A 26,823-nucleotide genomic window follows, 5' to 3' on the forward strand; every position below is an offset into this window, starting at 1 on the left:
CATTTATTCTCTTCCCCTTTTATTCACTCCATGTAATATTAATTAAACAAATTAATTTCATGTAATATTGATTAGATGAATTAACTTCATGTAATATAGAAGTAATAAATTATTTTCACGTAATATATAAGTATCTAAATTAACTTCACGTAATATTAATTAGATGAATTAACTCCATATAATATTGATTAGGTGAAGTTAATTTCGTGTAATATTAAGTGTATAAAATATAATTTCATTAACTGTTACACAAAGTTATCAAGCATGATATAAATGTACTGTAAACCAGCATTATTATGTCATACTTATGATAATGGTATCACATAATAATGGAAAAGTTTAGGATTTTTTTATAATCTCATGTATTTAATGTAAAGATTGGAAAAATAAACTTTTAATATGACGGGAGGATAGCGTGGAAGTGGGAGTGGAAATTCACTTTCAAAAAAATGGTAATTCATGTATAATACAACATATATAATGGACAAATGGAGTGAGGAAATGACACGTATATCCCGATCAGAGTTACTGGAAAAGGTAAAAAAAAGAGTATTAACATCACTACCGCAGGATGATTCTCAGAAAATTGTTTTTGTTTCTGTAGGGTTTCCAAATAAACGAGCTTTCGTATGGCAAACTCGACATGAAAATTCTAATAGAATTTGGACGAAGATAGAACGGCATATTGATAGATACTACAACGTTTCACCGTGGATTAAGATTGACGTTGTTGATTCAGTACGTACTATGAGTTATGAAGAGTTACAGCAACAATTTAGCGTTATAGAAAGAAATAATTACTTTAGATATGGCATTGCTTTTGATGAGCGATTTGAAGTAGCATTTTTAGAGCAGGAGATAAATGCAAATGCAATTTTAAAACCGGGTCCTAATTATCGGATTTCACAATTAGGTAATGTTGATTTACACTTTGATTTTAATAATCTTAATAAATATATTTTTGAAAAGTATAAAAAGCCGCTTTTCCTAAAAGAAGAAATGCTTCACTCAAAATCTTTACATATCTTCACAACGAAATCATTTCTTATTGAAGAAAGCAATACATTAGTTGACTTGCAAAAAAGAGAATTGTATAACGGAATCCGTTTTATAAATGGAAAAAATGAAAAGAAACTGCTTACTCATATTGTGGAAGAGGGCGGAAAGTTTTTAGTGAATCAACTTTCACATGACGGTAAATTTGTATACGGTTACTTTCCTTGCTTTGATCGTACTTTGATAAGCTACAATACAATTCGTCATTTTTCTAGTTTATATGCCTTATTAGAAGTTGTTGAATACACAAAGGATCTTTCAATGATTAAAAAAATTAAAGCCTCTATTGACTGGGGGATTAAACATTTAAGTAAACTAGTAGATAATCAACGATTCTTTATTGAAAGTACAGATGGGGAAATTAAACTAGGTGCGCAAGGTATGGCCTTGCTTGCATTAAGTAAATATATGTCCATTACTGGGTCGAGAGAGTACGAATCCTTTTGTTTACAGGTTGTTTCCGCCTTTGAAAGAATGGTGGACAAGGATGGAAATACAATACATATTTTAGATGGGGAAACACTTCAAGTGGCAGAAGAGTTTCGAACAGTTTATTATGATGGAGAAGCTGTTTTTGGATTGATGCGTTTATATACTTTAGTTCAAGACGAGCATATTTTAGAGCTTGCGCAACGCATTTTTGACCGTTTAATTGAAAAGAAATATTGGAAATATCATGACCATTGGTTAAGTTACGCTGCAAATGAAATTACATATTATATCAATTCTCCTGACTATTTCGATTTTGGAATTAAAAATGCTTTTGAACACTTGGAGTTTATTGATAAAAGAGAAACGGCATACCCTACTCTTCTAGAGCTTATGAACTCTGCTCATTTATTAATAGAAAAATGTAAAAAAGAACATCCTGAACTATTAGAAAAATACGATGTAGAGAAGTTTGAAAAAATTAGAACAAAACGTGCTCGACATGAAATTACAGGTGTTTTCCTGCCAGAAGTAGCAATGTATTTTAAAAACCCGCAAAGGATACAATATGGATTCTATTCTAGGCATGATCGTTTTAGAGCCAGAATAGACGATGCGGAACATTTTCTTTCAGGATTTATTAATTATTTAAAAAATCCATATAATTAAATATTAATAATAAGGTGACTATTATACAGCTGTAGTTGAACTTCATTATATAGTAGGTACTTTGAGTGAAAGGTGATTTTGAATGAGGAAAATAGGAGTGTATTTCTTAAATTTAGATTATGGTGAAAAATTAACGGGGATTGAGATATCTTCGTTGAAGAGGGCTCAAATCTTTGATGAATTTTTAAGTTATGATGTAAAACTATTATCACTAAAATATAGAAGGGCATTAGATAAATGTAAATCTATGTATACAGATTCGTATGGATTATCTGATAAGGTGAATTTCGCAAATCTATACGAAGATTTTCAGCACTCGGAAAATAGGAAAATATCTAAACATGTTAGTGATAGCATATGGGCCTATACTCAAGAATCTAATCAAGAAAATGTTGTGAAAGTAATAAATGAAAATAAAGAAGTCATAAAATACATCGTATATGATGAGAAAGACCAACAAAAAATTAACTATATTAACAATTTTATTCATGGAAAAAAGTACATGAAGGAGCTATTTGATGAATACGGTACATTGTCCAGTAAGCAGTATTTCGATGAGGCACAAAAAATAGTACGTGAAGAGTATTACAGAACAGATGGTACAATAGCTCTAGTTAAAGATGTAAAACAGGATGTTTTCTTGTTAATGGATGAATGCGGGAATTTTTGTAAGAGTGTAACGGAAGACGAATTAATTAATATTTGGATTACAAAAAAAATAGAAAATGATGATGAAAGCATTTTATTTGTGGACAAAAATCGATTTTATTATAACATTGTAAAAAAAATAAGAAGTCCAAAGGTGCACGTTGTTCCTATCATTCATAATACTTTTTATAATAATCCAAATGATCAATTAAAGGGTGCACTTAACTCGAATTATATACCAATTTGGAAAGACTTTAATCAAGTTGAGAAAGTTGTGGTATTAACCCAAAAGCAAAAGGAAGATATTTCTAATAGATTTGGGGGAATAGAGAAGTTCGCTGTAATACCCCATTCTATTTCTGGTGAAATTGAAAAAGTTCCTTTTGAAAAACGTGAAAAAAATAAATGTGTTCTATTTGCAAGATTATCACCTGAAAAACAGATTGATAAAATGATTGAAATTTTTACAAGGGTAGTGAAAGAAATTCCTTCTGCAACATTACATGTTTATGGAGAGGGTAAAGAAAAAAGCAAATTAATAGATATAATAAAGCAAAATAATATGGAGAAAAATATCTTTATACATCCCTTTACGTACGAACCTAAACAAATTTTAAACAAAAGTAGCTGTTTTTTATTAACAAGTCGCAATGAGGGATTTTGTTTAGCTGCCCAAGAAGCAATTTCATGTGGATGCCCCGTTATTTATTTTGATATTGATTATTTAGGGGATTACTTAAGACATGGTGAAAATTCTGTGAAAGTTGAAGCGAATAATATTGAACAATTTGCTGGAAGAGTAATTGAATTGTTACAACATGATCAAACGAGAGAACGCTATAGTGAGAATTCATATGAAGTAATTAAGGACTTTACAGGAGAAATTGTTGCTAAGCAGTGGGAATCTTTGATAAAAGATTTACTAATAACAACTCCTGACCATTAATATAGAGAATACCATCTTTTAATCTATCTATAGGGGTATAGATAAATCACCATCCAGCTAAGGTTTTAGACTAATCATAAAGCAAAAAAAACGCTATCCTTCTGTAGAATTATAGGGAAGGATAATGCTTTTTTATGAATCATTTGATTCTTGATGGGTTACAACGGATAGCTCATTGAAAACAGAAGATATGCGATTGTTATAGGAAGTCTATATTATAAAATCATTTACTATATGCTCTCTAAAAAATTGTAATAATAAAACTCGTCTCGTGTGTAAATAGACACTGGGACGAGTTTTTATTTTTTCCTATTTTACTAAGTATTGCTTTTTCTTAATAAGCAACAACACTTGTGAAACACAAGTAAGAACCGGCAGTTCAATCAACGGTCCAATAACGAGTGCAAGAGCAATAAGAGGCTCGTCTGGAAAAGCTGTCACAGCAATAGCGAGTGCGACAGGCGAGTTTCTCGCTAATGTTGTTAAGTTTAGACTTACTGTATCTTTATAGGATAAACGCATAATGCGCCCTATGAATTGTCCTAGTAAGAAATTAATTACGAAGAACAATAGAACGGGAATCAGTAATAATAACACAACATTCATATTTTGAAGTAAATATTTCCCTTGTGATGCAAACATCGCTACAATTGCTAAACTTAAAAATACAATTTGAGCAGAGCTGAAAAACGGAATGAGTTTGTTCTCAAGTGTTTCAGCTTTTTTCATTTTATGCATAATAAATTTTGTAGCGTGCGCTAGTAAAAATGGTAAGACGATTACGATAACAATACTTTCTACTAAAACAGAAACCGCTACAGTCTTCATTACACCTGCAAATAAAAATAAATAAACGGGTAGCAGTAATACTTGTAAAATCAAATTTACAGGTAAAATTGCTGTGGAAAGTGCTACATTTCCTTTCGCTATTTCAGTAAATATTAAGTACCAATCCGTACATGGTGTAACCATCAACATAATAAATCCAACCCAAAGTGCTGGATGATCTGAAAGAAATAGTGCGCCTAACCCCCAAGCGAGGAAAGGTGTCCATAAAAAGTTAATGGTAAGGCTTGTTCCAGCAAATTTTAAGTTGCGAAACCCGTTTTTTATTTCTTTCAATGGGATGCTGAGGAATAATCCATATAACATGAAAAATAAGAAGGGGACAATAAATTTATCTGAATACATATGTATCATATTAAATTGTCCTAATATAACTCCGAATATAACAGCTGCAAGAATGATAAAGGTTTGAATCTTTTCTAAAGTACTCATTAATAAATCCTCTCTATTGGTGAATTTCCCTCTCTAGTTGTATTATACAAGGTATTTTCCTTATGTGTTTTCGAATTCATCATTTTGACTGAGGGAATACCGCTTCTTATTATTTTTAATTCGAGATTTTTTCCTTTTTGAAAAGTTACTTGACTAAAGTAAGTGAAAATAATATACTAACTTACATAAGGTAATTAAATAATAAAAAGTTTTAGATGACTTAACTTCAAATAACTATTGAAACTTTTTCTTAGAATAAGAATTTTTATGATGATGAATAATGAATATGATAAGAAAGTTTAGGTGAAGAGAATGGGATTATTTAGCTCATTATTTGGTAAAAAAGAAGAAAATACAAAAGTAGAGGAGAATAAAACTATGTCAAAAGTATTATTTGTAAAAGCGAACGATCGTCCAGCGGAGCAAGCAATTAGTTCAAAAATGTATGAAACATTTGTAAGTACTTATAAAGAAGCAAATCCAAATACAGAAGTGACGGAATTAGATTTATTTGCATTAGATCTTCCTTATTACGGAAATATCGCTATTTCAGGTGGATACAAACGCAGTCAAGGAATGGAGCTAACAGCTGAAGAAGAGAAGGCTGTAGCAACTGTAGATCAATATTTAAATCAATTTTTAGAAGCAGATAAGGTTGTATTTGCGTTCCCATTATGGAACTTTACAGTGCCAGCACCATTAATTACGTATATTTCATACCTTTCTCAAGCAGGAAAAACGTTTAAATATACAGCAAATGGTCCAGAAGGTTTAGCTGGTGATAAGAAAGTAGTTGTATTAGGTGCTCGTGGTTCAGATTACTCTTCAGAACAAATGGCTCCTATGGAAATGGCAGTTAATTATGTAACAACTGTGCTTGGATTCTGGGGAATTACAAATCCAGAAACAGTTGTAATCGAAGGACACAATCAATATCCAGATCGCTCACAACAAATTGTTGAAGAAGGTTTAGAAAACGTTAAAAAAGTAGCTGCGAAATTTTAATTACTGATAGTAAATGGAAAAACCAACATGGATGACCATGTTGGTTTTTCAGTATATTTTCTATGTTAAAAAATGTATATTTATAAAATAAAAGAAAAGTTTGAAAATAGTATTGCAAAATATTATATATCAAACTATAATGAGTTCAAGAATAGTTGATATTCAAATTAAATATTCAGAAAATTCAATTAGTGAAAAATGGAAATGAGATAAGGAATTGTGAATGGAGGTTATATGATGACGAATAAAGTACCGTTTTCGTTCATTGTGGTAATTGGTTTAATGTTATTCGCTTTATTTTTTGGAGCAGGAAATTTAATATTCCCAGCGATGCTTGGTCAATCAGCAGGAGAGAATGTATGGATTGCTAACGCTGGATTTTTAGTAACAGGAGTAGGTTTACCATTACTAGGCGTATTGGCATTTGGTTTTTCGGGTAAAGACGATTTACAGTCATTAGCAAGTCGTGCTCACCCAGTATTCGGAATTGTGTTTACAACAGTTTTATACTTAGCGATCGGTCCGTTATTTGCAATACCAAGAACGGGGAATGTTTCTTATGAAATTGGTCTTAAGCCGTTTATGCCAGAGGGATTAGGTTCTACACCGTTAATTCTTTTTACAATTATATTCTTTAGCATTACTTGTTTTTTTTCGCTAAATCCTGCGAAAATTGTCGATATTGTTGGGAAAATATTAACGCCAATTAAATTGACATTCATCGGTATTTTAGTAATCGTTGCTTTTATCCATCCGATTGGAGATATGCAAGCACCAGTTGAAGGGTATACATCACATGCATTCTTTAAAGGATTCCAAGAAGGATACTTAACAATGGACACGCTTGCATCATTCGTATTCGGAATCATCATCATTAATGCAATTAAAGAAAAAGGTGCAAAAACGAAAACACAAATTATGGTCGTTTGTGCAAAAGCGACAATCATTGCGGCTTCTATTTTAGCAATTATTTATACAGCTCTTTCTTATATGGGTGCTTCAAGTGTTGCAAAGCTTGGACATTTAGAGAACGGCGGAGAAGTATTAGCGAAAGTTTCTAACTACTATTTCGGATCATATGGCGGAGTATTATTAGGGTTAATGATTACAGTTGCTTGTTTAACAACAAGTGTGGGACTTGTATCAGCATGTTCTTCATTCTTCCATAAGTTATTCCCAAATGTTCCTTATAAAGCAATCGCAATCACGCTATGTGTATTTAGTGCAATTGTAGCAAACGTAGGATTAACACAATTAATCGCAGTTTCTGTTCCAGTATTAACAGCAATTTATCCACTAGCGATTGTATTGATTTTCTTAACATTCTTCCATTCACTATTTAAAGGAAGAGCTGAAGTTTATCAAGTGAGTTTAATCGTAACATTTATCATCAGCTTATTCGATGGATTAAGTGCAGCTGGAGTTAACATTGAAGTAGTAAGCCAAGTGTTCACTAAATTCCTTCCGATGCAGGAAGTAGGTTTAGGGTGGATCTTCCCAGCAATCATCGGTGGATTTATCGGGTATGGTATTAGCGTTTTAAAAGTGAAAAACCAAGTTCAACCAGCAACTAGGGCGGATAAGAAAATAGGTTAAATAAAAAAAGTTATAGAACTTGTTTCTATAACTTTTTTTGTTACTATTAATAAGGATAGAAAAAATAAAGTAGTAGGGGAAAAGTACATGAAAAAAACAATTGATCATATCGGAATCGCAGTTCGTGATATAGATAGTACGATACGTTTTTATGAAACGGTTTTGTCAGGAACTTTAATAGATCGTTACGTAAGTGAGGCACCAGGTGTGGAAAGCGAAGTAGCCATTCTTGAAGTTGATGGTGATAGAATCGAATTACTTGCACCGACGAATAATACAACTTCTCCAATAGCACGATTTATAAAGCAAAAAGGGAAAGGTGTCCACCATGTTGCGTATCGTGTAGAGGATTTAGATGTAGCTTTAGAAGAATTAAAGGAACAAGGCATTCGAACATTAGAACATACACTTAGAATGAATAAACATGGTAGAAGGTTAATTTACCTTAACCCAGCGGATACTGAGGGAACGATTATTGAGTATTGTGATTATCCAGAACAGAAATAAAGGGAGAAAAGGTGTTGCGGAATAACGTAACACCTTTTTTATTTATGTATTTCACATTTTTTTCACAAATGATTCACGAGAACTTTTCTTCTTTAGGTAATTACCTAAATATATTTTATGTTATAATCATAATCGACTTAAAAAATGTAAGTTATATTAATGAAAGTAGTAACTATTATATTGGAAGTTAAGAGGTGGGGGAAAATAGAGTATCGTAATGTATAAAAATTTATACTTAACCAGATTAATATTCTGATGGGAAATCAAGCATAAGAAGTAAAAAGTATTGAAAGTGTAGTAACAAAGAAGAAAGAAGTGAAATGAGTGTGAAAGTAATGAGAAGGTTAGGGACATGGCTATTAATAGCATGTGTGCTTATCATATTGATACCAAAAAGCGCGTCTGCTCATGCGTATGTTGTGAAATCAAATCCTGCTGAAAATGAAACGTTGAAGAAAGCACCATCTGTTGTGAAAATTGAATTTGATGAGGATATACAAGTTTCACATTTTAATACATTGTTTGTAAGAGATACATCAGGTAAAAGAGTAGATTTAAAAGATGCTCATATTGATAAAAAAAATAAAAAATTATTAGAAGCAGGGTTAAAAGAGAATCTTAAAGACGGTCTCTATTCTATTCAGTGGAAAGCTATTTCAGCTGATGGACATCCAATTCAAGGAGTTATTCCGTTCCAGATTGGATTAGCCGAAGCGGGAGCAGACGATGTACAAGTAGAAGAGATGGGGTATATCCCGCAAATCGATATGATTATGGAACGTGGGATTTTATATACAAGTTTCTCATTATTTTTAGGAGTTCTATTCTTTAATCTTATTATGTATAAAGGGAATGCAATAGAAGTTCAATCAAGAAGTAAGAGAATAATATGGATATCATTATTTGGTATATTCGTTAGTTTACTATTCAATCTACCATTGCAAGCAAAAATAAATGCTGATGTTTCATGGTTAGAAGCATTCAATCCTTTCTTATTAAAAGAAACATTACAGCTATCTGTTTTTGGTTATGTATGGAGCACTCAAATGGCTCTTATTAGTCTGCTTATGATTGTTACATATTTTGCTGTGAAGCGAGAGAAACTTTCGTCGTTTAAAGTATGGAGTATTCCAATTGTATTGTTTATTGGGTTACTTGTTATGAAAGCCTTTAATAGTCATGCATATGGTTTGAAATTTAAAGACATTGCTGTCGTTATGGACTTTCTACATTTATTTGCAGCTTCATTATGGATTGGTGGTCTATCATCGATTATTCTTCTTTTACGTAAAGAGAATGATAAGTGGACTATGTATTGGGATGCGATTAAGCGTTTTTCACCATGGGCAACAGGTGCCGTCATAGTGATTGTAATAACAGGGCTTTTTAATAGCACATTTTTCATTCCCACGATTCATTCGTTATTTGATACGAAGTATGGATTAGCCTTATTAGTAAAGATACTGCTATTCGTTTGCATGGGGATATTAGGAATTATTCATTATGTGAAAGGAAGAATGCGAGCACAGAAAAAGCTAGGAGCTACGCTGAAAATAGAGTTTATTGTTGGAATTATCGTTTTTGTAATCGTAGCCTTTATGACAAATGTACAAACACCGCCGATGCCTCCTACTGGCCCTTTTACAGAGAGTAAACAATTAGATAATGGATATGAACTTACTTTACATGTAAGTCCTAATAAGGTAGGACAAAATACATTCCATATTACTTTAAAGGATGAGAACGGACAGCCTGTTACCGCTATGGAACAAATTATATTGACGACTCAATCGTTAGATATGAATATGGGCAAAGGTTCATTTAAAGTTTCGGCAGTTTCACCAGGAGAATATGAAGCGGAAGGTATGTATATTAACATGACAGGAAACTGGAATATACATGTGCATGGATTAACAAAATCTCTTGATAGCTTGGATACAGATTATAAATTTATTGTAGGTGGCAGATAAAGAGGCGTTATAGATGAAAAGGAGTTAATAAAAAATGAAGCGTATAAAAAAATTAGGAACAACAATGATCGCAACAATAATTGCAATGGGGATTTTCTCGTTACCTGTTAGTGCTCACGTAACTGTGCAACCAGCAACTTCGGATGCTAACTCATGGGAGACTTATACGATAAAGGTACCCGTTGAAAAAAATGTGGCAACAACAAAAGTTACACTAAAAATACCGTCCGGCGTTGAGTTTCAACAGTATGAACCAGTGTCAGGATGGAAAGTGGAAGAGCAAAAAGATACAGATGGAAAAGTTAAAACTGTAGTATGGGAAGCGACAGGGGAAGGGATTTTATCTGGTCAGTTCCAACGATTTACTTTCGTTGCTAAAAATCCAAATAAGGAACAAAAAATAGCCTGGGATGCATATCAACAATATAAAGACGGAGAAATTGTTGAATGGACAGGCGATGAGAAAGCTGAAAAACCGCATTCAGTTACTACAATTGCAAAAGGTACGTCCTTAACTGGAGAACATGGAGAAGTGTCTAGTGTTGAAAAAAATGAAGGTACAAGCAATATGCAGACAATTGCAATTGTTTTATCTATTTTGGCGATTGTATCGTCGGTGGGAACGTGTGTGTTTGTAGTGCGCCGTAAAAAGTAAGGTATAAGAAAGAGCCTAAACAAGTAGGCTCTTTCTTATGTTTATTTATTTCACTTCAACTTGCTGGCCTACAGCAAGTGCTTTCGGCCTTATATTTACAAAACAAATACTCACCACAATAAATAATAGCCCAATAAATAAGCTAATTGTAATGGCTTCATGTAAGAAAATTGAACTTGCAATAATAGCGATAAGAGGGATAAGAAACGTATAAGCCCCAACTTTACTTGCTTCACCAGTTCCGACGAGTGTGAAGTAGGCAAGCCACCCCATTGCAATAACAAAGAATGAAATAAAGAGTAGTACACCTACAAAAGGTATGCTCCAAGCGATGTTAGACCAACTTTCAAATTCTGAACCGAATCCGATTAAGAAAAATCCGCCAATAATAAGCTGAAGTGTTACCATCCAAATGGAATTAACGCGGTGTCCTGTTTTCTTAATAAATACTGTGCCAAGTGCCCAGCCAATAGCGCATCCTAATGCAAGAAGGATTCCAATGACAGAAATATGTCCGGTTAAACTACTAGAGCTAATAACTCCTACACCAATAAACCCGAGAACAAGCCCGAAGATTTTTAAACCGTGCATTGATTCTTCAAGCCATATCCATGAGAAAATCCCAAGTAAAACAGGCTGTAGAAATACAATTGCGGAAAATAACCCAGCAGGCATATATTGAAGGCCGACAGTCTGTAGTCCGTAAAATATAATGATATTGAGCAAAGAAGAAATTACGTATAAATGCCAAGTTTCTTTTAAATGTAACTCTTTGTATTTTGGTAAAGCGAACAGGAGTAAAATGAATCCTCCAATTAAAGTTCTAATGCCTGCAAATAAAACAGGTGGTGTATAATGCAAGGCAAACTTAGATAAAGGCCAATTAATTCCCCACATAATAACAAGAAAGGTAAGGATTATGGCCGTTTTTGTACGAGAAAGCTGTGTCACTGTAAGACCTCCTTGTTGTATTCCATTTCACTATGATATGATATCGACTATGATAAATAAAATGAATCTTTTTTATAAGGGGTATAAGTGATTAGTTATGACCATTACACAACTACAAGTTTTGATTAAAACGGTTGAATTAGGTAGTTTTACGAAAGCAGCAAAAGCACTTAATATGACACAACCTGCTGTTAGTCATGCAATTTCAAGTATTGAGTCAGAATTAGATATTACGATTCTTATACGTGATAAGCGAGAAGGCTTAATTGTTACTGACATAGGAGAGAGAATTCTTGTTCATATTAGAGAAATATTGAATGGAATTGAGAAAATTGAGCAAGAAGTAGCGATGGAGAAAGGGCATGAAGTTGGGACGATTCGAATTGGTAGTTTTCCGAGTGCTTCTGCACATTTCTTACCAAAAATGATTAATCTTTTTAAGGAGAAATATCCGAACTTAGAAGTCGTTCTTTGTGAAGGAACAATTAAAGAAGTTGAAGATTGGTTAGTATCGAGGGTTGTTGATATAGGAATTGTTATTTTGCCTAATAAAGATATGGAGATTGTCCCATTAACGAAGGGGAAAATGGTTGTTATCTTAAGAGAGGATCATCCTCTTTGTAAGAAGGACTCTATTACAATTAGTGATTTAGAGAATGAACCGATCATATTATGTAAGGGTGGATACGAACCACCCATTATTGATATGTTTAAACAAGCCAACGTACCACTTCGGGCTGAGTATATAATCTCGACAGTAACTACAGCTTTAAATATGATTCAAGAAGGGTTAGGACTTGCAATTTTGGCTGAGTTATCTTTGACGAGTTTACCAAAGAATATACAAACGAGAGAATTGGAACCACAAGTATGGAGAGAAATCGCTTTAGCTGTTCCTTCATTAAAAGATTCTTCAATCGCTGTGCAGCTATTTATTGAAGAATTTCAAGCGCTATTTGCAGAATAAGAAGAAGTGCCTCATATATCGTAATGAGGCACTTTTTTAGTTTACTTTAAAAAATCTATGAAAAGGATTGACTTATTTTTATGTTGTAACTATAATGATTACAACGAGGTGGTGATTACGATGAAAATTAGTAGCCGCTTTTCTATAGCTGTTCATATTTTATCTATTTTGAAAAATAATCCATCTTCACTGTGCACTTCAGACTATATGGCTGAGAGCGTAAATACAAATCCAGTAGTCATTCGTAAAATTATGTCGTACTTAAAACAAGCTGGCTTTGTTTACGTAAATCGCGGCCCGGGTGGTGCGGGTTTATTAAAGGATTTACATGAAATTACATTGTTAGATGTGTACCATGCGTTGAATGTAGTAGAAGAAGATAAACTATTCCATATTCATGAGCAACCAAATCCAGATTGTCCAATTGGTGCGAATATTCAAGCTGTATTAGAAGTTATTTTGATTCAAGCACAATCCGCGATGGAAGAAGTTTTGAGAAATATTACGATGGCGCAGTTGTTTGAATCTTTGCAAGAGAAAATGAATGCTTAAAATATTATCTATATTTTTTTGTTAATGATGTAACTAATTAAATTACAACTATGAAGGTAAGGTGTAAAACTTATGACTGTAAAAATGAAAGTATACTCAGACTTTATATGTCCGTTTTGTTTTTTAGCAAAAGGTCCATTAGATGAAGTAGCGAAAGAGAAAGATGTAGAAATTGAATGGATGCCATTTGAATTACGTCCAAGTCCATATTCAAAAATAGACCCTTGGAACGAGCCAGATAAGTTAGGTTCATGGGATGCGTTCATTCGTCCTACAGCGGAGAAATTAGGAATTGAAATGCGATTACCACGTGTTTCACCGCATCCATATACTCATTTAGCTTTTGAAGGATGTCAATTTGCGAAAGAACGTGGACTAGGAAATGAATATCACCACCGCGTATTCACAGCGTTTTTCCAAGAGGAACAAAACATCGAGGATATTGATGTTTTAACAAAATTAGCGGTAGAAGTAGGACTTCCTGAAGCTGAATTTAAAGATGCTTTAGTAACTCGTAAATATAAAGAAAAACATCAAGAAGCAATTCAGCATGCATATGACGAAGCGAATATTATGGCTGTTCCGACTGTTATGATTGGAGATGAAGTCATTCAAGGGCTTGCTAGTAAAGAAACGCTAGAAAGAGTCATTGATAAAGAGATTGAAAAAGATAAAACAAATTCATTTGAAGGCCTGCAATGTAATACGGATGGATATTGCTAATTCGTCTTGCATGAAAGAATCAAATTGATTTGTTTAAATAAAAAACATACACTTGGAGGAATTAAAATGTCAGCAACTACAACAAATTTAAAAGAAGCAATTGTGAACCGCCGTTCAATTCGTAAAGTAACAAAAAACGATGCAATTACGAAAGAAAGAATTGAAGAAGTTCTAAAAACAGCTTTACACGCACCAACTTCATTCAATATGCAAAGTGGCCGTATGGTCGTATTAATGGATGGAGAACATGAAAAGTTTTGGGATATTGTAAAAGAAACGCTTAGATCACGAGTACCAGCAGAAAACTTTGAAGCGACTGTAGAAAGACTAAAAGGATTCCATGCAGGTGTAGGGACGGTTTTATTCTTTGAAGATCAAGCGACAGTAGAAAAGATGCAAGAAAACGCTCCATTATATAAAGATCAGTTCCCATTCTGGTCTCATCAGGGAAATGCAATGTTACAACATACTGTGTGGATGCTATTATCTGCTGAAGGTATTGGAGCATCACTGCAACATTACAACCCAATCGTAGATGCTGAAGTGAAAGAAACTTGGAACATTCCAGCAGAGTGGAGCTTAGTAGGTCAAATGCCATTTGGTGAACCCAATGAAGAGGCGGGAGAAAGAACATTCTTACCTACTGAAGATGTAGTGAAATTTTATTAAGAAATACAATAAATAATGAGAAGGAAGCTGTACTTAGAAACAGCTTCCTTTTTTGTATGGGTGTTAATTTATGTACGTTTAGGGAAGAAATATAAGAAATAATCCAGTGAGAAGGGAAGCGGAAAAATGAATGATGAGAAAAAATATACAGTGGTAGGTACGGATGTTGAGGAAGTAAAGCGTTTAAATAAAAATTCAGGGTTAACGTACAATCAAGTAAAGGAATTGCTAGCGAAGCAAATGCAAAAAAGAAATGATTAGATTGAAATAATTGAGCTTTGCATTTAGTGTTTTGTTTAGAGAGAGTTAAGTAAAAGATAACTCTCTCTTTTCAATATTGGATATGCGTATGAACAGCAGTCTAAAAATAGAAAATCACCTAGATTTATAATAAAAGTAAACGAAAAAAAGAGACCCCGCCGAAATATGTTGGTGGACAGAATGTAAAAGAATCTAACAATATAAAAAGAAAAAAGGATTCTTCCCAATTAGTAAGAAAGATTGTCTATATAAGTTCATAAAATGTAATAGTATTACAATGAATAAGTACGTTTTGTACTATATCCAATTTCCATCCATTGAAGGGGGAGGTTAATTCTTAATGAATGAAGTGAAGAATTTCTTTCGAAGTAGAGGGTTTCAACGGTTTCTCGTGTTAATAATATTAGCGCTTGTATTATATGGATTAAAAAGTATGATCAATTTAATATTAATTACGTTTATTCTCACGTTTTTGATGGATCGATTTCAAAAGTTTATCTCAAAAAAATTGAAAGTAAATAGGAAAGTTGTTATTGCTTGTTTATATATTGTATTGGTGACGTTTATTGTCACAACTCTATATAAATATTTACCTGTGCTGACTGTACAAATTTCACAACTAATTTATCAATTTAAGTTGTTTTTTCAAAATCCACCTGATAATGAGATCATTAAATATGCACTTTCGACTATTAATGGGATGGAAGTATCAAAATATATTGAACAAGGTGTAGACGTTATTTATCAATCGATAGCAAATATAGGAAAAGTCAGTTTGCAAATCCTACTTTCTCTTATTTTAAGCTTATTTTTCTTACTAGAAAAAGAACGCATAATATCATTTACTTCGAAATTTAAAGATAGTAGGCTGAAAATTTTTTATGAGGAGATTGCATATTTCGGCGAAAGATTTGCAAGGTCGTTTGGAAAAGTGATTGAAGCACAGTTTTTAATTGCGGTTGTAAATTGTGTTCTTACTGTGATAGCGCTTGTCATTTTAGGATTTCCGCAGTTACTGGTGTTAGCAGTTATGATCTTTTTACTCGGCTTGATTCCAGTTGCGGGTGTTATCATTTCATTGTTTCCACTTTGTATCATTGCCTATAACGTCGGCGGGGTTATATATGTTGTTTACATACTAATATTCATTACAGTGATTCACGCTCTTGAAAGTTATTTTTTAAATCCGAAATTTATGTCTGCAAAAACGAACTTACCAGTTTTTTATACATTCATGATTCTTATCTTTTCAGAGCATTTCCTCGGAATATGGGGGCTTATTATTGGGATTCCAATCTTTATCTTTTTATTAGATGTACTTGATGTAAATAATGAGGAACCGATTAAAAATAATAAATGATAGAAAATAACCGATGTTTTTCCGAGTGAAAATATCGGTTATTTGTTATTTTTTCTTTGGAGGGGGAGTTTAATGAATGTATTTGCAATTAAAGCTATAATAACAGCAGTAAAAATAAACAATGCGATTACGCCAACTCCTATACCTGCCCATCCTCCGATAAGGAAGATACTTATCGGCATTGCTAACAAGCTTAAAATAATTAGAATCAATCCGAGATTCTTATCATATTTTTTATTTGGAAATAGCGTTCTGATGATTAAGAAAAGGAAAAGTATTAAGGATGCAACGGCAAGTAAGAGGATTGCAATCGTCCAAGAATCATTCATGAAACCACTCCTTTTTATTATAGATAATATTACTGTTTGGATTGAGGGTGAACAATAAAAATATAAAAAGCAATCCAAATTGAATTGGATTGCTTTTTTGAATATACGATTAAAGAACTGGAGCCATTGTTTCTTTCAATACTTGAACAGAGTGATCGAATTTTAATTCTTCCTCTTCACTTAGTTCAACTTCTAAAATTTCACGAACACCGCCGCGGTTTAAGACAGCAGGTACGCCGATATAAACGTCTTGTTGGCCGTATTGACCTTCAAGATATGCTGATACAGTTAATACACTGTTTTCATTGTTTAAGATTGCTTTCGTTACACGCAGCAGTGACATACCAATGCCGTAGTATGTAGCACCTTTTCGCTCAATAATGTGATAAGCTGCATCACGAACGTTTATGAAAATCTCATCTAAATCTTTTTGGTTGTATGTGTTGTCTTTTTCAAGAAGTGTTTCTAGCTTTTGAATACCAATTGATACGTGACTCCAAACAGGAAGTTCTGTATCACCGTGCTCTCCGATAATATAAGCGTGAATGTTATGAGGCCCAATATCGAAGTACTCACCTAACATATAGCGGAAACGAGCAGAATCAAGTGTTGTACCAGAACCGATTACGCGTTCTTTCGGTAAACCAGATTCTTTCCAAGTTACGTAAGTTAAAATATCTACAGGATTAGTTGCGATTAAGAAGATACCGTCAAATCCGCTATCCATAATACTGCGAACGATTTGTTTAAAGATTTTAGCGTTTTTCTCAACTAAATCTAAGCGTGTTTCACCTGGCTTTTGTGGTAACCCAGCTGTAATTACAACAAGATCTGCGTCTTTACAATCTTCATAGCTACCTTTCCAAACTTTTGTTGGAGCTGGTGCGAAAGGTACGGCATGGCTTAAGTCCATTGCTTCTCCTTCTGCTTTTGCTTCATTTACATCAACTAAAACAAATTCTTCAGCAACTGCTTGGTTAATCATACAATAAGCATAGCTACATCCAACTGCTCCTGTTCCTACTAATACAACACGGTTAATACCTTTTTTCATTTCAAAATTCCTCGCAATTTCATTAATTTTATTATGTAAGATAATACGTCTTACCTTTATAGTTCATATCTATTTTATTACATTTTATAAAAGATATTCAAGTATTTGAAAATGTATCCGGGCAATTCCTTACACAAAACATAGGAATCAAGTTAACCGAATATAATTCAGTAAAATCCTTTACAAAAGGGGAAAAGGACATGCTGAAGCCGTTAACGATGGAAAACATGCTTCATATTATTAATGTGGGGCTCTTAAAAACGAATAAGCCAAAACAAATCATTATTGCTGGTGCAGGGATTTCTGGTTTAGTCGCAGCATCTTTACTAAAAGAAGCGGGTCATAATATAACGATTATAGAAGCAAATAACAGAATAGGTGGCAGGGTGTATACGATTCGTGAACCATTTAGCACAGGATTATATTTTAACGCAGGTCCTATGCGTATTCCGGATACTCATGATTTAACTTTAGCCTACATTCGTAAATTTAAACTACCGTTAAACCTTTTTATTAATAAAACTTCTTCAGATATACTGTATACGAATAACATTAGAACGAGATTGAATGTGTTTGAAAATGATCCAAGTGTACTTGGATATCCTATTTTAGATAAAGAAAAAGGGAAAACAGCAGAAGAATTAATGTTGGCCGTATTAGAACCAATCCTGAATTATATTAAGAAAGATCCTAATAAAAACTGGATTATTGTTGAAAAAAAGTATAAAACATATTCGCTAGGTTCATTTTTAAATGAATATTATTCAGACGGTGCAATAGATATGATTGGAGTACTTCTGGATATGGAAGCGTATATGGGCATGTCATTAATAGAAGTATTACGAGAAATGCTCTTTTTTACTTCAACGGCGAAATACTATGAAATAACTGGCGGGATGGACGCATTACCAAAAGCTTTTTTACCTCAGTTAAATGAAAATATATTTATGCAGTATAAGGTTAGGAAAATTATACAAGAGGATAACAAAGTGATGATGCAAGTAACCCATGAACAAACGTTAGAGCAATTTACGGTCACAGGTGATGTTGCAATTGTTACTATCCCATTTTCAGCGCTACGTTTTGTTGAAATACAGCCTTATGATTTATTCTCTTATTATAAAAGACGGGCAATTCGTGAGTTGAATTATATTGCTGCAACTAAAATTGCGATAGAGTTTAAAAGTAGATTTTGGGAAAGAGAAGGGCAATGCGGTGGTAAGTCTATTACAGATTTACCTATTCGTTTTACATATTATCCGAGCTATGACATTCAGTCACCAGGGGCATCTATCGTTATAGCAAGTTATACGTGGGCGGATGAGGCTTTAACATGGGATAGCCTCTCGCATAGAGAGCGTATTCGTTACGCATTGAAAAATTTAGCGCAAATATATGGGCATGTGGTCTATAGCGAGTTTGTTACAGGGGCATCTTTTAGCTGGAGTAAGAATCCGTATTCTTGCGGAGCATTTACAGCTTTTGAGCCAGGCCAAGAGCTAGAGTTATTTCCTTATATTACGCCGCCAGCCGGCAAAGTGCATTTTGCAGGTGAGCATACGACATTGACACATGGATGGATGCAAGGAGCGATAGAGTCTGGCGTTAGAGTTGCTCATGAAGTTAATGAAGAGTGAAGATATATTTACAAATCACTATTCTTTTAATAAAATGATAAATATAAATCGTAATTATTACGCTTTGAAGGGATTTGAAGTAGAGGAATGGATGGTCGGTCAAATGAATAAAGTAGAAATTCATATATTAGGTGGCTTTTTAGGTAGCGGAAAATCAACATTACTGCAAAATTTATTATTAGCAGAAAAGAAGAAGGATCGAAAAGTTGCAGTATTAATGAATGAGATTGGTGAATACTCAGTCGATACAGATATTATTGGTAAAGAAAACGTGTTAAGAGAACTTTTAAAAGGATGTATTTGTTGTACGTTAAAAGAGGAACTTGAAATACAATTGCATTCATTATATCAGCAAGAAAGACCAGATGTAATTTATATAGAAACAACAGGTGTCGCGCATCCGATTGAAGTGTTAGATGCATGCGTATCACCTATATTAGCACCTTTTCTTGAAGTAAAATCTATTGTAGTCGTTTTAGATGCAGTAAGATGGTTAAATCGAAGTGTATTGAGCGCAAACGTTCAGCAATTGCTACATGAACAAATGAAGTTTGGTAGCCACATTTTAATTAATAAATCAGATTTACTAACAGAAGAAGATAAAAACAAAGTACTTGAAGATGTGAAAGCAATAAATAATCATGCGAAATTGTTTGAAACAAAGTATTGTAATATATCTTTAAGTGATATTGAAGAAGCTAAATTTGTAAGTGATGGAGAACACGAGACACTACATGTCAAACAGCATTTACATATACAAACGATGACGTATCAATTTACAAAAGCGATTGATCAAGACAAATTATATGAATGGCTTTCGAATTTACCAGATAGTATTTATCGTGTGAAAGGTTTTGTGAAATTCCATGGAGATAAATATCCTCATTTATTCCAATATTCGTTTGGGGTACCGACTTTATTGGAACAAGATTTTGGTTTCCCGACAAACTTGGTAGTAATAGGGGAAGGGTTAGATAAGAAACAATTAGTTGAAGGGTTAGAGAAAGTAGAAAATAATTAAGTGCTTTTTAGGGAGGCTGTAGGCTGCAAATAATTAACGTAAGTTAATTATTTGCAGCTTTTTTCGTGATGATTCCTGTAATGAAACAGTAATTTCATTTGCATAACGGAATATATATGGATTGTATGTCCGTTTCCATTTAATAGGAAGGTGATTATAGATTTGTGCCGAATGTAGAGATTACTACAAGAATTTTCCATTACCAATTGTAAAGTTTAAAAGTCATGATTACGGACAGGGGAATTTGGCGTGTTTGATTCTATCAGAAAGTAAAGTATGGGGAGGATCACAATGTCGATGAAAAAACGTAAATGGCTAAAAACGGTGGTTACTGGTTGTGTTTTAGGATCATTATTAGTAACAGCAGCATGTTCAGGAAAGAAAACAAGTACTGAGGATGAAAAAACAATTAAGGTAGGGGTTCTTGCTTCCTTAACAGGTCCATTAGAATCATATGGAAAACAAACAGTGAACGGGTTTGAATTAGGGTTAGACTATGCAACTGGCGGAACAGGGAAAGTGGAAGGGAAGAAGATTAAGTTTGTTGTAGAAGATACGGAAACGAAAGCCGATGTAGCGGTTAAGAAAGCTACGAAGTTATTAGAAGAAGAGAAAGTGGATTTCTTAGTTGGATCATCTAGTTCAAGTGATACGCTAGCAGTTTTACCACTAGCAGAGGAATATGAAAAAATTATGGTTGTAGAACCAGCAGTTGCTGATAGTATTACGGGGAAGAACTGGAATAAATATATTTTTAGAACAGGAAGAAACTCTTCGCAAGATGCAATTGCAGGAGCAGCAGCGATTGCAAAAAAAGATGTAAAGATTGCGACGTTTGCCCCAGATAACGCTTTTGGACGTGAAGGGATTGCTGCATTTAAAGCTGGAGCGAAGAAATTAGGTGCGAATATTGTAAACGAGCAATACGCGGATACGAATTCAACTGATTTCACCGCGAATATTCAAAACATTATAAGCTCAAAACCAGATTATTTATTTATCGTTTGGGCAGGTGCGAATTCACCGTGGAAACAGTTAAAAGATATGAATGTAGAAGCACAAGGCATTAAAGTTTCTACTGGCGCGCCAGATATACCAGCATTAAAAACGATGGATGCATTAGTAGGAATGCAAGGTTTTTCTGTTTATTATCACACGCTGCCTAAAAATAAGGTGAATGATTGGTTAGTTGAAGAACATAAAAAACGATTTAATGGTACGGTGCCAGATTTGTTTACAGCAGGAGGAATGTCAGCGGCAATTTCTATTGTGGAAGCTTTAAAGAAAACAAAAGGTGATACCGATGTAAATACGCTTATTAAGAAAATGGAAGGGATGGAATTTGATACGCCGAAAGGAAAGATGAAGTTTAGAGAGAAAGATCATCAAGCGTTACAAACACTATATTCTATTACGCTGAAAAAGCAAGATGGTGTTGATTATCCAGTTCCTGTTTTAGAGAGAGAATTGAAGATGAAAGAGACAGAACCACCAGTTCAGAATAAATAAACTGAATTTTCTGTCGTTTAGTATAAAGAGGGGACACCCTCTTTATACTAATTTCCTGCATAAAAATGGTTTTCAGTGGGAGGGATTTCATGACACATTTGCTAGAGACGAAAAACCTTTGTGTATCTTTTGGTGAACATCAGGTTATTAAGGACGTTAATTTAGCGGTACAAAAAGGGAAGCTCATTTCAATTATTGGACCGAATGGGGCAGGAAAGACAACATTATTTAATTTACTAAGTGGACAAATTTCTCCAACGAAAGGTGAAGTGTATTTTAAAGGCCAAGATATTACAAAACTATCAATTTCAGATCGAACGCGCTTAGGGATTGGGCGCTCTTTTCAACTGACGAATATTTTTCCGGAGCTAACAGTACTTGAAAATGTACGTTTAAGTGTTCAATCATTCGTTCAAGATTACTACAGTTTCTTTCCTAATGCCTCACGTTTGAAACAGCAAATCGGAGAGGCACGCCGGTATATAAAGACAGTATTACTTCATGAGAAAGAGAAAGTATTAGCGAAAGATTTAGCTCATGGGGAAAAAAGAAAGTTAGAGCTTGCGATGTTGCTCGCTTTAAAAACGGATGTATTACTACTGGATGAACCGACGGCAGGTATTTCGGTTGAGGAAGTTCCGGCTATATTACAAGTAATTGAAAATATTAAAAAGAATCCAGAGAGCACAATCGTACTTATTGAACACAAAATGGATATGGTACTAGATTTGTCAGACCATCTTATCGTTTTATTTCATGGTGAGTTATTGGCTGAAGGATTGCCAGAAGAGATTATGAAAGATGAGCGTGTACAAAGTGCTTATTTAGGGGGACTATACAGTGGCACTATTACAAGTGAATAATATAGAGACGTATTTAGATCAGTTTCATATTTTGCAAGGGGTATCCCTTTCTGTTGAGAAAGGGACGATTACTGTACTGTTTGGAAGAAATGGGGCAGGAAAGACTACGACATTACGATCGGTTATGGGGTTTCACCGGATTGCACATGGTGAAGTTTATTATGATAGTACACAAGTAAATGGACTATCTACGCATTTGATTTCTAGGAAAGGTATAGGTTATGTACCAGAAAATCAAGGGATTTTTCATGATTTGACAGTAGAAGAGACCTTCTCTCTTGCGAGGGGAAAAGGAGCAGAAGTCGAAGAGAAAATAGATTGGATGCTCGAATTATTTCCAGACTTAAAACAATTTTGGTATAAGAAAAGTGGACTTTTAAGTGGGGGACAAAAACAAATGTTGGCCATTTCGAGAGCGTTTATTAATAGTGATGGTTTATTACTTATTGATGAGCCGAGTAAAGGGCTATCCCCAATTATGATAGAAAAATTAATGATAGCTATTTTGAAAATGAAAGAGAAAACGACTGTCTTGCTTGTTGAACAAAATTTTATGATGGCTAGCCAAATCGGTGATTATTTTTACATTATGGATAATGGGAGAATTGTGCATAACGGTTTCATGAATGCATTACGTGAGGATAAGGAAACGTGTCATAAATATTTAGGTATTTCTTAGCATTGATACGGGGGGATAGAACGTGGATGTGTTAATTAACTTATTTGTAAACGGCGTGTCGACAGGGATGCTCATATTTTTATTAGCTTCTGGTCTATCACTTATTTTCGGTTTAATGAGTGTACTGAATTTTGCGCATGGCGGTTTATTTGCATGGGGAGCATTTACAGGCGTTTGGTTATTCAATGTGACAGGTAGTTATCTATTAGCATTAATTGGAGCAGTCGCTATGGGGATGTTTCTTGGGTTCATTTTAGAAAAATTTCTTATCAGGCCAGTGTATGGAAACCATGTTCGGCAGCTTCTCGTTACGCTCGGAGGAATGCTTGTTCTGAGCGAGTGCATCAAAATATTTTGGGGACCTAATCCAATTGCTGCAAAGTTACCTTTATGGCTTCAAGGAAGTTTTACATTTGGAGGAGTTATCTTAATAAAATATCGCCTATTCGTTATTTTAGTTGGGATACTAATTTATATTGCTTTACTATTACTGCTGAAAAAAACAAAAATAGGACTTATGATTCGTGCTGGTGTAATGGATAAAGAGATGGTTCAAGCGCTCGGTATTAACGTAAAAGCGATATTCTCATTCGTCTTTTTATTAGGAGCAGGGATGGCAGCATTAGGTGGATTCCTACTTGCACCATATTCAGGCGTTATTTTCGCGGAAATGGGTATGCAATATGCAATTTTAGCTTTTATTGTAGTAATAATTGGCGGTTTAGGAAGCGTACAAGGTTCAGCTATTGCTTCTTTAATTGTTGGATTAGCCGGTGCGTTTACAGCCTATTTCATGCCAGATTTATCTCTTGCAATTAATATGTTGATGTTACTATTTTTCTTAATAGTGAAGCCAACGGGACTTGTTGGTGAAAAGGGGTGAAATGGTGAACAGCACATCGAACCGAATTAAAGTATACTTCGGAGTATTTATGCTCATTTGTTTAAGCGTATTTCCATTCGTAAATGATTCACGGAGCTTGTTAATTTTGTTCACGCAAATTTTCATCTTTGCTATTTTTGCAATGAGTTTTGATGTATTGCTTGGATATACAGGAATTGTATCGTTCGGTCACTGTATGTTCTTTGGAATAGGAGCATATGGGGTAGCACTTTTGTTTGATCGGCAAGGAGTATCAATAACGAATTTTTTCTTAGGTATAGTGGCTGCAATTATCGTTTCGGCAATTGTTAGTTATATAATCGGTTTGCTTTCTTTACGGTTAAAAAGTCATTTTTATGCAATGTTAACACTCGCTATTTCACAGTTGTTTTTCGTACTTGCTGAAAAATGGCGTGGGCTTACTCACGGGGGAGATGGTTTTACCTTTGGTGTACCAGATATATTCCGTGATCGTTTTACGTTTTATTATATAACACTTATATGTTTAATTTTTATTTTTATTCTGTTACGTCTTTTCACAAAATCTTCTATTGGAAAAGTATTGAAGGCAATTTCACAAAATGAACAACGAGTTGAAGCACTTGGCTATAAAGTTCTTCATTATAAAATTATTGCTAGTGTTGTTGCAGGAGTAGTAGCCGCAATTAGCGGTGGTTTATTTGTTATCACATTGCGCTTTGTCAATACGACTGTATTTTCAATCGAAATGACGTTAAATGCATTATTGATGACAATGATTGGAGGAGTTGGGACATTAATCGGAGCCATTGCTGGAGCTGGAATTATTGAATCACTGAAATATTATTTATCAGAACTAGCAACAGAGTATCCAATATTTGAAAGATGGACGATTATTCTCGGTTTATTGTATATCATCGTATTGCTAGTTTTTCCGAAAGGATTAGTTGGAACGATTAAGAAGTTGAAGAATTTTAAAAGAAGTAAGAAAGAGAAAAGTACTGGAGTGGAGCAGAACGTGTGAAAAATATATTGCAAATAATATGAAAATCCCTCTTTTCGATTCGTTAAGGAGGGATTTTTATTTGAAAAAGACATCAGGCGTATGTAATTTGATAGTTTGTAAACAAAGTCATTATATTAACCAAATAGTTCAACAGGGATATGTTTTATAAAGTTTCCATTTGTAAAAAAATGGACAGCTAATTTTTCTATTGGAACATCTTCAATTGTTACTAATTGTTCATTTCTAATCGGTAAAAAGGCTATTCCTTTTCCATCACTAATAAAGTCTTCAATAAGCGAATAAGAATCTAATTGCTGAAGTTGACGCTGAGATAGATTATTTTCTTTTAGAAATTGTATAGTCTTATTTCTAAAAGGACACTTCTTGTCGTTACTAACGAAAAAAAGTTCCTTTGAATAGTCAATGGTAGACTTTTCTTTCGCTTTTAATAAACCTACAGAAATTGAAGTGGTAAATACTTTTTTAAACGCTACGTCGGAATAATCCTCATAAGTTATGACCATATCAACTTTTTGTTGCTGTAATAATTTTTGTAAGTGGCTACTACTTTCAATGTATATTTGATAACTTCTAAAATTTTTTTTAATACGCATACTTAAATAATTTGTCAAAATAGATTGTGACGTCGCTATTACATAAGAAGAATCACTCGTTTTGATTTCATTTTTCGCTTCTTCTAATAGAGTTAATATTTTATTCGTGTATTCTAATAAAATGTCACCAGAAGGTAACAGCGAAACACCTTTGTTATCTCTATGTAGTAAAGGAGTTTCTAACTCTTGTTCTAATTTTTTGATTCGCTCAGTCACATTTGGTTGCACATAGCCTAACTCTTTAGCAGCTTTACTAATAGATCCTTCGTTAGCTACAGTTTTAAATATGATAAGATCATTTATTTCCATTCATTTCAACCCCTTATTGGGTATCATTATAAATGATATCAAACATAATTTATACCTATTTTACGTCAGCCAGTCATCGATTTATCATTATGTATATAAGATCGAAAGTGAGTGATAAACATGATTGGTATGCAATATAAGGTCATTTTGCCAAAAGATTATGATATGGAGGGTATTAGGAAGAGGGTAAAGGATAATGGGTATAAAACTGATGGCTTTCAAGAATTGAATTTTAAAGCTTATTTAATTGCTGAGGCAGGTAAGGCTGGAAATTTCTATAACTGTTATGCACCTTTATATATTTGGAACGGTCATGAAGGGATGAACAAATTTATCTTTGAAGGGTATTACGATAATATTTTACAATCATTCGGGTGGCAACAAATAAATATAGGTATACCTTTAGTTGTGAATCTCAGTGATGATTTTAAGAAAAGTAGATACGTTGTTGAATATGCAGGAAGTATTTCTCAAAGTAAATCATTGATTGGGACTCAATTTAGCATTTTGAATCAGAATGCACAAAATACAGAATATTGTTTGGGAAATGTAATAGTATATAATCCAGATAAGTGGGGATATAGTCAGTTTAATTTTTATGAAAAAAAGCCTGAAACGGAAGAAATGAAGGATATTACAATATATGAGGTTTTACACATTTCACAGTAGATGTGAAAGATAGCTTATATATAAAAAAT

26 protein-coding genes are annotated in these 26,823 nt (G+C 33.7%); 21 read left to right on the forward strand and 5 right to left on the reverse strand.

Annotated features, from left to right (window positions below; all coding sequences use genetic code 11):
* Positions 1–501: 501 nt before the first annotated feature.
* Complete coding sequence (locus tag COI75_RS02085) at positions 502–2,154, forward strand: hypothetical protein (RefSeq protein ID WP_098381301.1); 1,653 nt, start codon at positions 502–504, stop codon at positions 2,152–2,154.
* Between the two features lie 97 nt (positions 2,155–2,251).
* Positions 2,252–3,748 (forward strand): glycosyltransferase, encoded by a 1,497-nt coding sequence (locus COI75_RS02090; protein ID WP_098381313.1) that lies wholly within the window; start codon positions 2,252–2,254, stop codon positions 3,746–3,748.
* A 309-nt stretch (positions 3,749–4,057) separates the two neighbouring features.
* On the opposite strand, the gene COI75_RS02095 is transcribed toward COI75_RS02090, so the two are convergent.
* Entirely contained in the window at positions 4,058–5,026 is a 969-nt protein-coding gene (locus COI75_RS02095) for an arsenic resistance protein (protein ID WP_000105402.1), read from the reverse strand.
* Between the two features lie 312 nt (positions 5,027–5,338).
* Between COI75_RS02095 and COI75_RS02100 the strand changes: the two genes are divergently transcribed.
* The 5 genes from COI75_RS02100 to COI75_RS02120 all read left to right on the forward strand — a co-directional run bounded on the left by COI75_RS02100 (position 5,339) and on the right by COI75_RS02120 (position 10,759).
* Positions 5,339–6,031: an FMN-dependent NADH-azoreductase gene (locus COI75_RS02100; protein WP_000522513.1), complete on the forward strand. Its 693-nt coding sequence runs from the start codon at positions 5,339–5,341 to the stop codon at positions 6,029–6,031.
* A 237-nt stretch (positions 6,032–6,268) separates the two neighbouring features.
* Positions 6,269–7,627 carry a branched-chain amino acid transport system II carrier protein gene (gene brnQ, locus COI75_RS02105; RefSeq protein WP_000182716.1) on the forward strand — a complete coding sequence of 453 codons (1,359 nt, stop codon included), beginning with the start codon at positions 6,269–6,271 and terminating at the stop codon, positions 7,625–7,627.
* 87 nt (positions 7,628–7,714) lie between these two features.
* Entirely contained in the window at positions 7,715–8,134 is a 420-nt protein-coding gene (locus COI75_RS02110; protein ID WP_098385716.1) for a VOC family protein, read from the forward strand.
* A 320-nt stretch (positions 8,135–8,454) separates the two neighbouring features.
* The gene (locus COI75_RS02115; protein ID WP_141535075.1) at positions 8,455–10,104 is read left to right on the forward strand and encodes a copper resistance CopC/CopD family protein; all 1,650 of its coding nucleotides are present in this window, start codon (positions 8,455–8,457) and stop codon (positions 10,102–10,104) included.
* 34 nt (positions 10,105–10,138) lie between these two features.
* Positions 10,139–10,759, forward strand: coding sequence for a YcnI family copper-binding membrane protein (locus COI75_RS02120; protein WP_098448209.1), 621 nt, complete (start codon positions 10,139–10,141; stop codon positions 10,757–10,759).
* 45 nt (positions 10,760–10,804) lie between these two features.
* Here the strand turns inward: COI75_RS02120 and COI75_RS02125 are convergent, their stop codons facing one another.
* A complete protein-coding gene (locus COI75_RS02125; protein ID WP_098448210.1) occupies positions 10,805–11,710 on the reverse strand; it encodes a DMT family transporter in 906 nt (301 codons plus the stop codon).
* 97 nt (positions 11,711–11,807) lie between these two features.
* On the opposite strand from COI75_RS02125, the gene COI75_RS02130 reads away from it, so the two are divergent.
* The 6 genes from COI75_RS02130 to COI75_RS02155 all read left to right on the forward strand — a co-directional run bounded on the left by COI75_RS02130 (position 11,808) and on the right by COI75_RS02155 (position 16,242).
* Positions 11,808–12,677 (forward strand): LysR family transcriptional regulator, encoded by an 870-nt coding sequence (locus COI75_RS02130; protein ID WP_000156753.1) that lies wholly within the window; start codon positions 11,808–11,810, stop codon positions 12,675–12,677.
* Positions 12,678–12,797: 120 nt separating this feature from the next.
* Positions 12,798–13,229, forward strand: a complete 432-nt coding sequence (locus tag COI75_RS02135) for an Rrf2 family transcriptional regulator (protein ID WP_000704071.1) — start codon at positions 12,798–12,800, stop codon at positions 13,227–13,229.
* 72 nt (positions 13,230–13,301) lie between these two features.
* Positions 13,302–13,952, forward strand: a complete 651-nt coding sequence (locus COI75_RS02140) for a DsbA family oxidoreductase (RefSeq protein ID WP_000216659.1) — start codon at positions 13,302–13,304, stop codon at positions 13,950–13,952.
* 66 nt (positions 13,953–14,018) lie between these two features.
* Complete coding sequence (locus COI75_RS02145; protein WP_001277033.1) at positions 14,019–14,621, forward strand: nitroreductase family protein; 603 nt, start codon at positions 14,019–14,021, stop codon at positions 14,619–14,621.
* A 126-nt stretch (positions 14,622–14,747) separates the two neighbouring features.
* The gene (locus COI75_RS27170; protein ID WP_000997342.1) at positions 14,748–14,882 is read left to right on the forward strand and encodes a hypothetical protein; all 135 of its coding nucleotides are present in this window, start codon (positions 14,748–14,750) and stop codon (positions 14,880–14,882) included.
* 340 nt (positions 14,883–15,222) lie between these two features.
* Positions 15,223–16,242: an AI-2E family transporter gene (locus COI75_RS02155; RefSeq protein WP_001006569.1), complete on the forward strand. Its 1,020-nt coding sequence runs from the start codon at positions 15,223–15,225 to the stop codon at positions 16,240–16,242.
* Between the two features lie 38 nt (positions 16,243–16,280).
* Here COI75_RS02155 and COI75_RS02160 read toward each other — a convergent pair whose 3' ends face one another.
* Both COI75_RS02160 and COI75_RS02165 read right to left on the reverse strand, forming a co-directional pair.
* Positions 16,281–16,571 (reverse strand): YesK family protein, encoded by a 291-nt coding sequence (locus COI75_RS02160; protein WP_002095745.1) that lies wholly within the window; start codon positions 16,569–16,571, stop codon positions 16,281–16,283.
* A 109-nt stretch (positions 16,572–16,680) separates the two neighbouring features.
* Complete coding sequence (locus tag COI75_RS02165) at positions 16,681–17,625, reverse strand: L-lactate dehydrogenase (RefSeq protein WP_000715317.1); 945 nt, start codon at positions 17,623–17,625, stop codon at positions 16,681–16,683.
* A gap of 200 nt (positions 17,626–17,825) precedes the next feature.
* Between COI75_RS02165 and COI75_RS02170 the strand changes: the two genes are divergently transcribed.
* The 7 genes from COI75_RS02170 (at position 17,826) to COI75_RS02200 (ending at position 25,220) form a co-directional block, all read left to right on the forward strand.
* Positions 17,826–19,262, forward strand: coding sequence for a flavin monoamine oxidase family protein (locus COI75_RS02170; protein WP_000917369.1), 1,437 nt, complete (start codon positions 17,826–17,828; stop codon positions 19,260–19,262).
* A gap of 103 nt (positions 19,263–19,365) precedes the next feature.
* On the forward strand, positions 19,366–20,283 hold the full coding sequence (locus COI75_RS02175; RefSeq protein ID WP_033657175.1) for a CobW family GTP-binding protein: 918 nt from the start codon (positions 19,366–19,368) through the stop codon (positions 20,281–20,283).
* 291 nt (positions 20,284–20,574) lie between these two features.
* A complete protein-coding gene (locus COI75_RS02180; RefSeq protein ID WP_000062012.1) occupies positions 20,575–21,792 on the forward strand; it encodes a substrate-binding domain-containing protein in 1,218 nt (405 codons plus the stop codon).
* 89 nt (positions 21,793–21,881) lie between these two features.
* Entirely contained in the window at positions 21,882–22,655 is a 774-nt protein-coding gene (locus COI75_RS02185) for an ABC transporter ATP-binding protein (RefSeq protein ID WP_000149308.1), read from the forward strand.
* Positions 22,633–23,334: a branched-chain amino acid ABC transporter ATP-binding protein gene (locus COI75_RS02190; protein WP_001196699.1), complete on the forward strand. Its 702-nt coding sequence runs from the start codon at positions 22,633–22,635 to the stop codon at positions 23,332–23,334. Before COI75_RS02185 ends, COI75_RS02190 begins: the two co-directional genes overlap by 23 nt.
* Before the next feature lie 22 nt (positions 23,335–23,356).
* Complete coding sequence (locus COI75_RS02195; RefSeq protein ID WP_000382811.1) at positions 23,357–24,217, forward strand: branched-chain amino acid ABC transporter permease; 861 nt, start codon at positions 23,357–23,359, stop codon at positions 24,215–24,217.
* A 49-nt stretch (positions 24,218–24,266) separates the two neighbouring features.
* Complete coding sequence (locus tag COI75_RS02200; protein WP_002095742.1) at positions 24,267–25,220, forward strand: branched-chain amino acid ABC transporter permease; 954 nt, start codon at positions 24,267–24,269, stop codon at positions 25,218–25,220.
* 116 nt (positions 25,221–25,336) lie between these two features.
* Here COI75_RS02200 and COI75_RS02205 read toward each other — a convergent pair whose 3' ends face one another.
* Positions 25,337–26,125 carry a LysR family transcriptional regulator gene (locus COI75_RS02205; protein WP_000404977.1) on the reverse strand — a complete coding sequence of 263 codons (789 nt, stop codon included), beginning with the start codon at positions 26,123–26,125 and terminating at the stop codon, positions 25,337–25,339.
* Between the two features lie 120 nt (positions 26,126–26,245).
* Here COI75_RS02205 and COI75_RS02210 point away from each other — a divergent pair, with 120 nt between their 5' ends.
* Positions 26,246–26,794: a DUF4865 family protein gene (locus tag COI75_RS02210; RefSeq protein ID WP_098381304.1), complete on the forward strand. Its 549-nt coding sequence runs from the start codon at positions 26,246–26,248 to the stop codon at positions 26,792–26,794.
* The last annotated feature ends 29 nt before the right edge of the window (positions 26,795–26,823 follow it).

The organism is Bacillus cereus, assembly GCF_002564555.1.
Taxonomy (GTDB): domain Bacteria; phylum Bacillota; class Bacilli; order Bacillales; family Bacillaceae_G; genus Bacillus_A; species Bacillus_A cereus_K.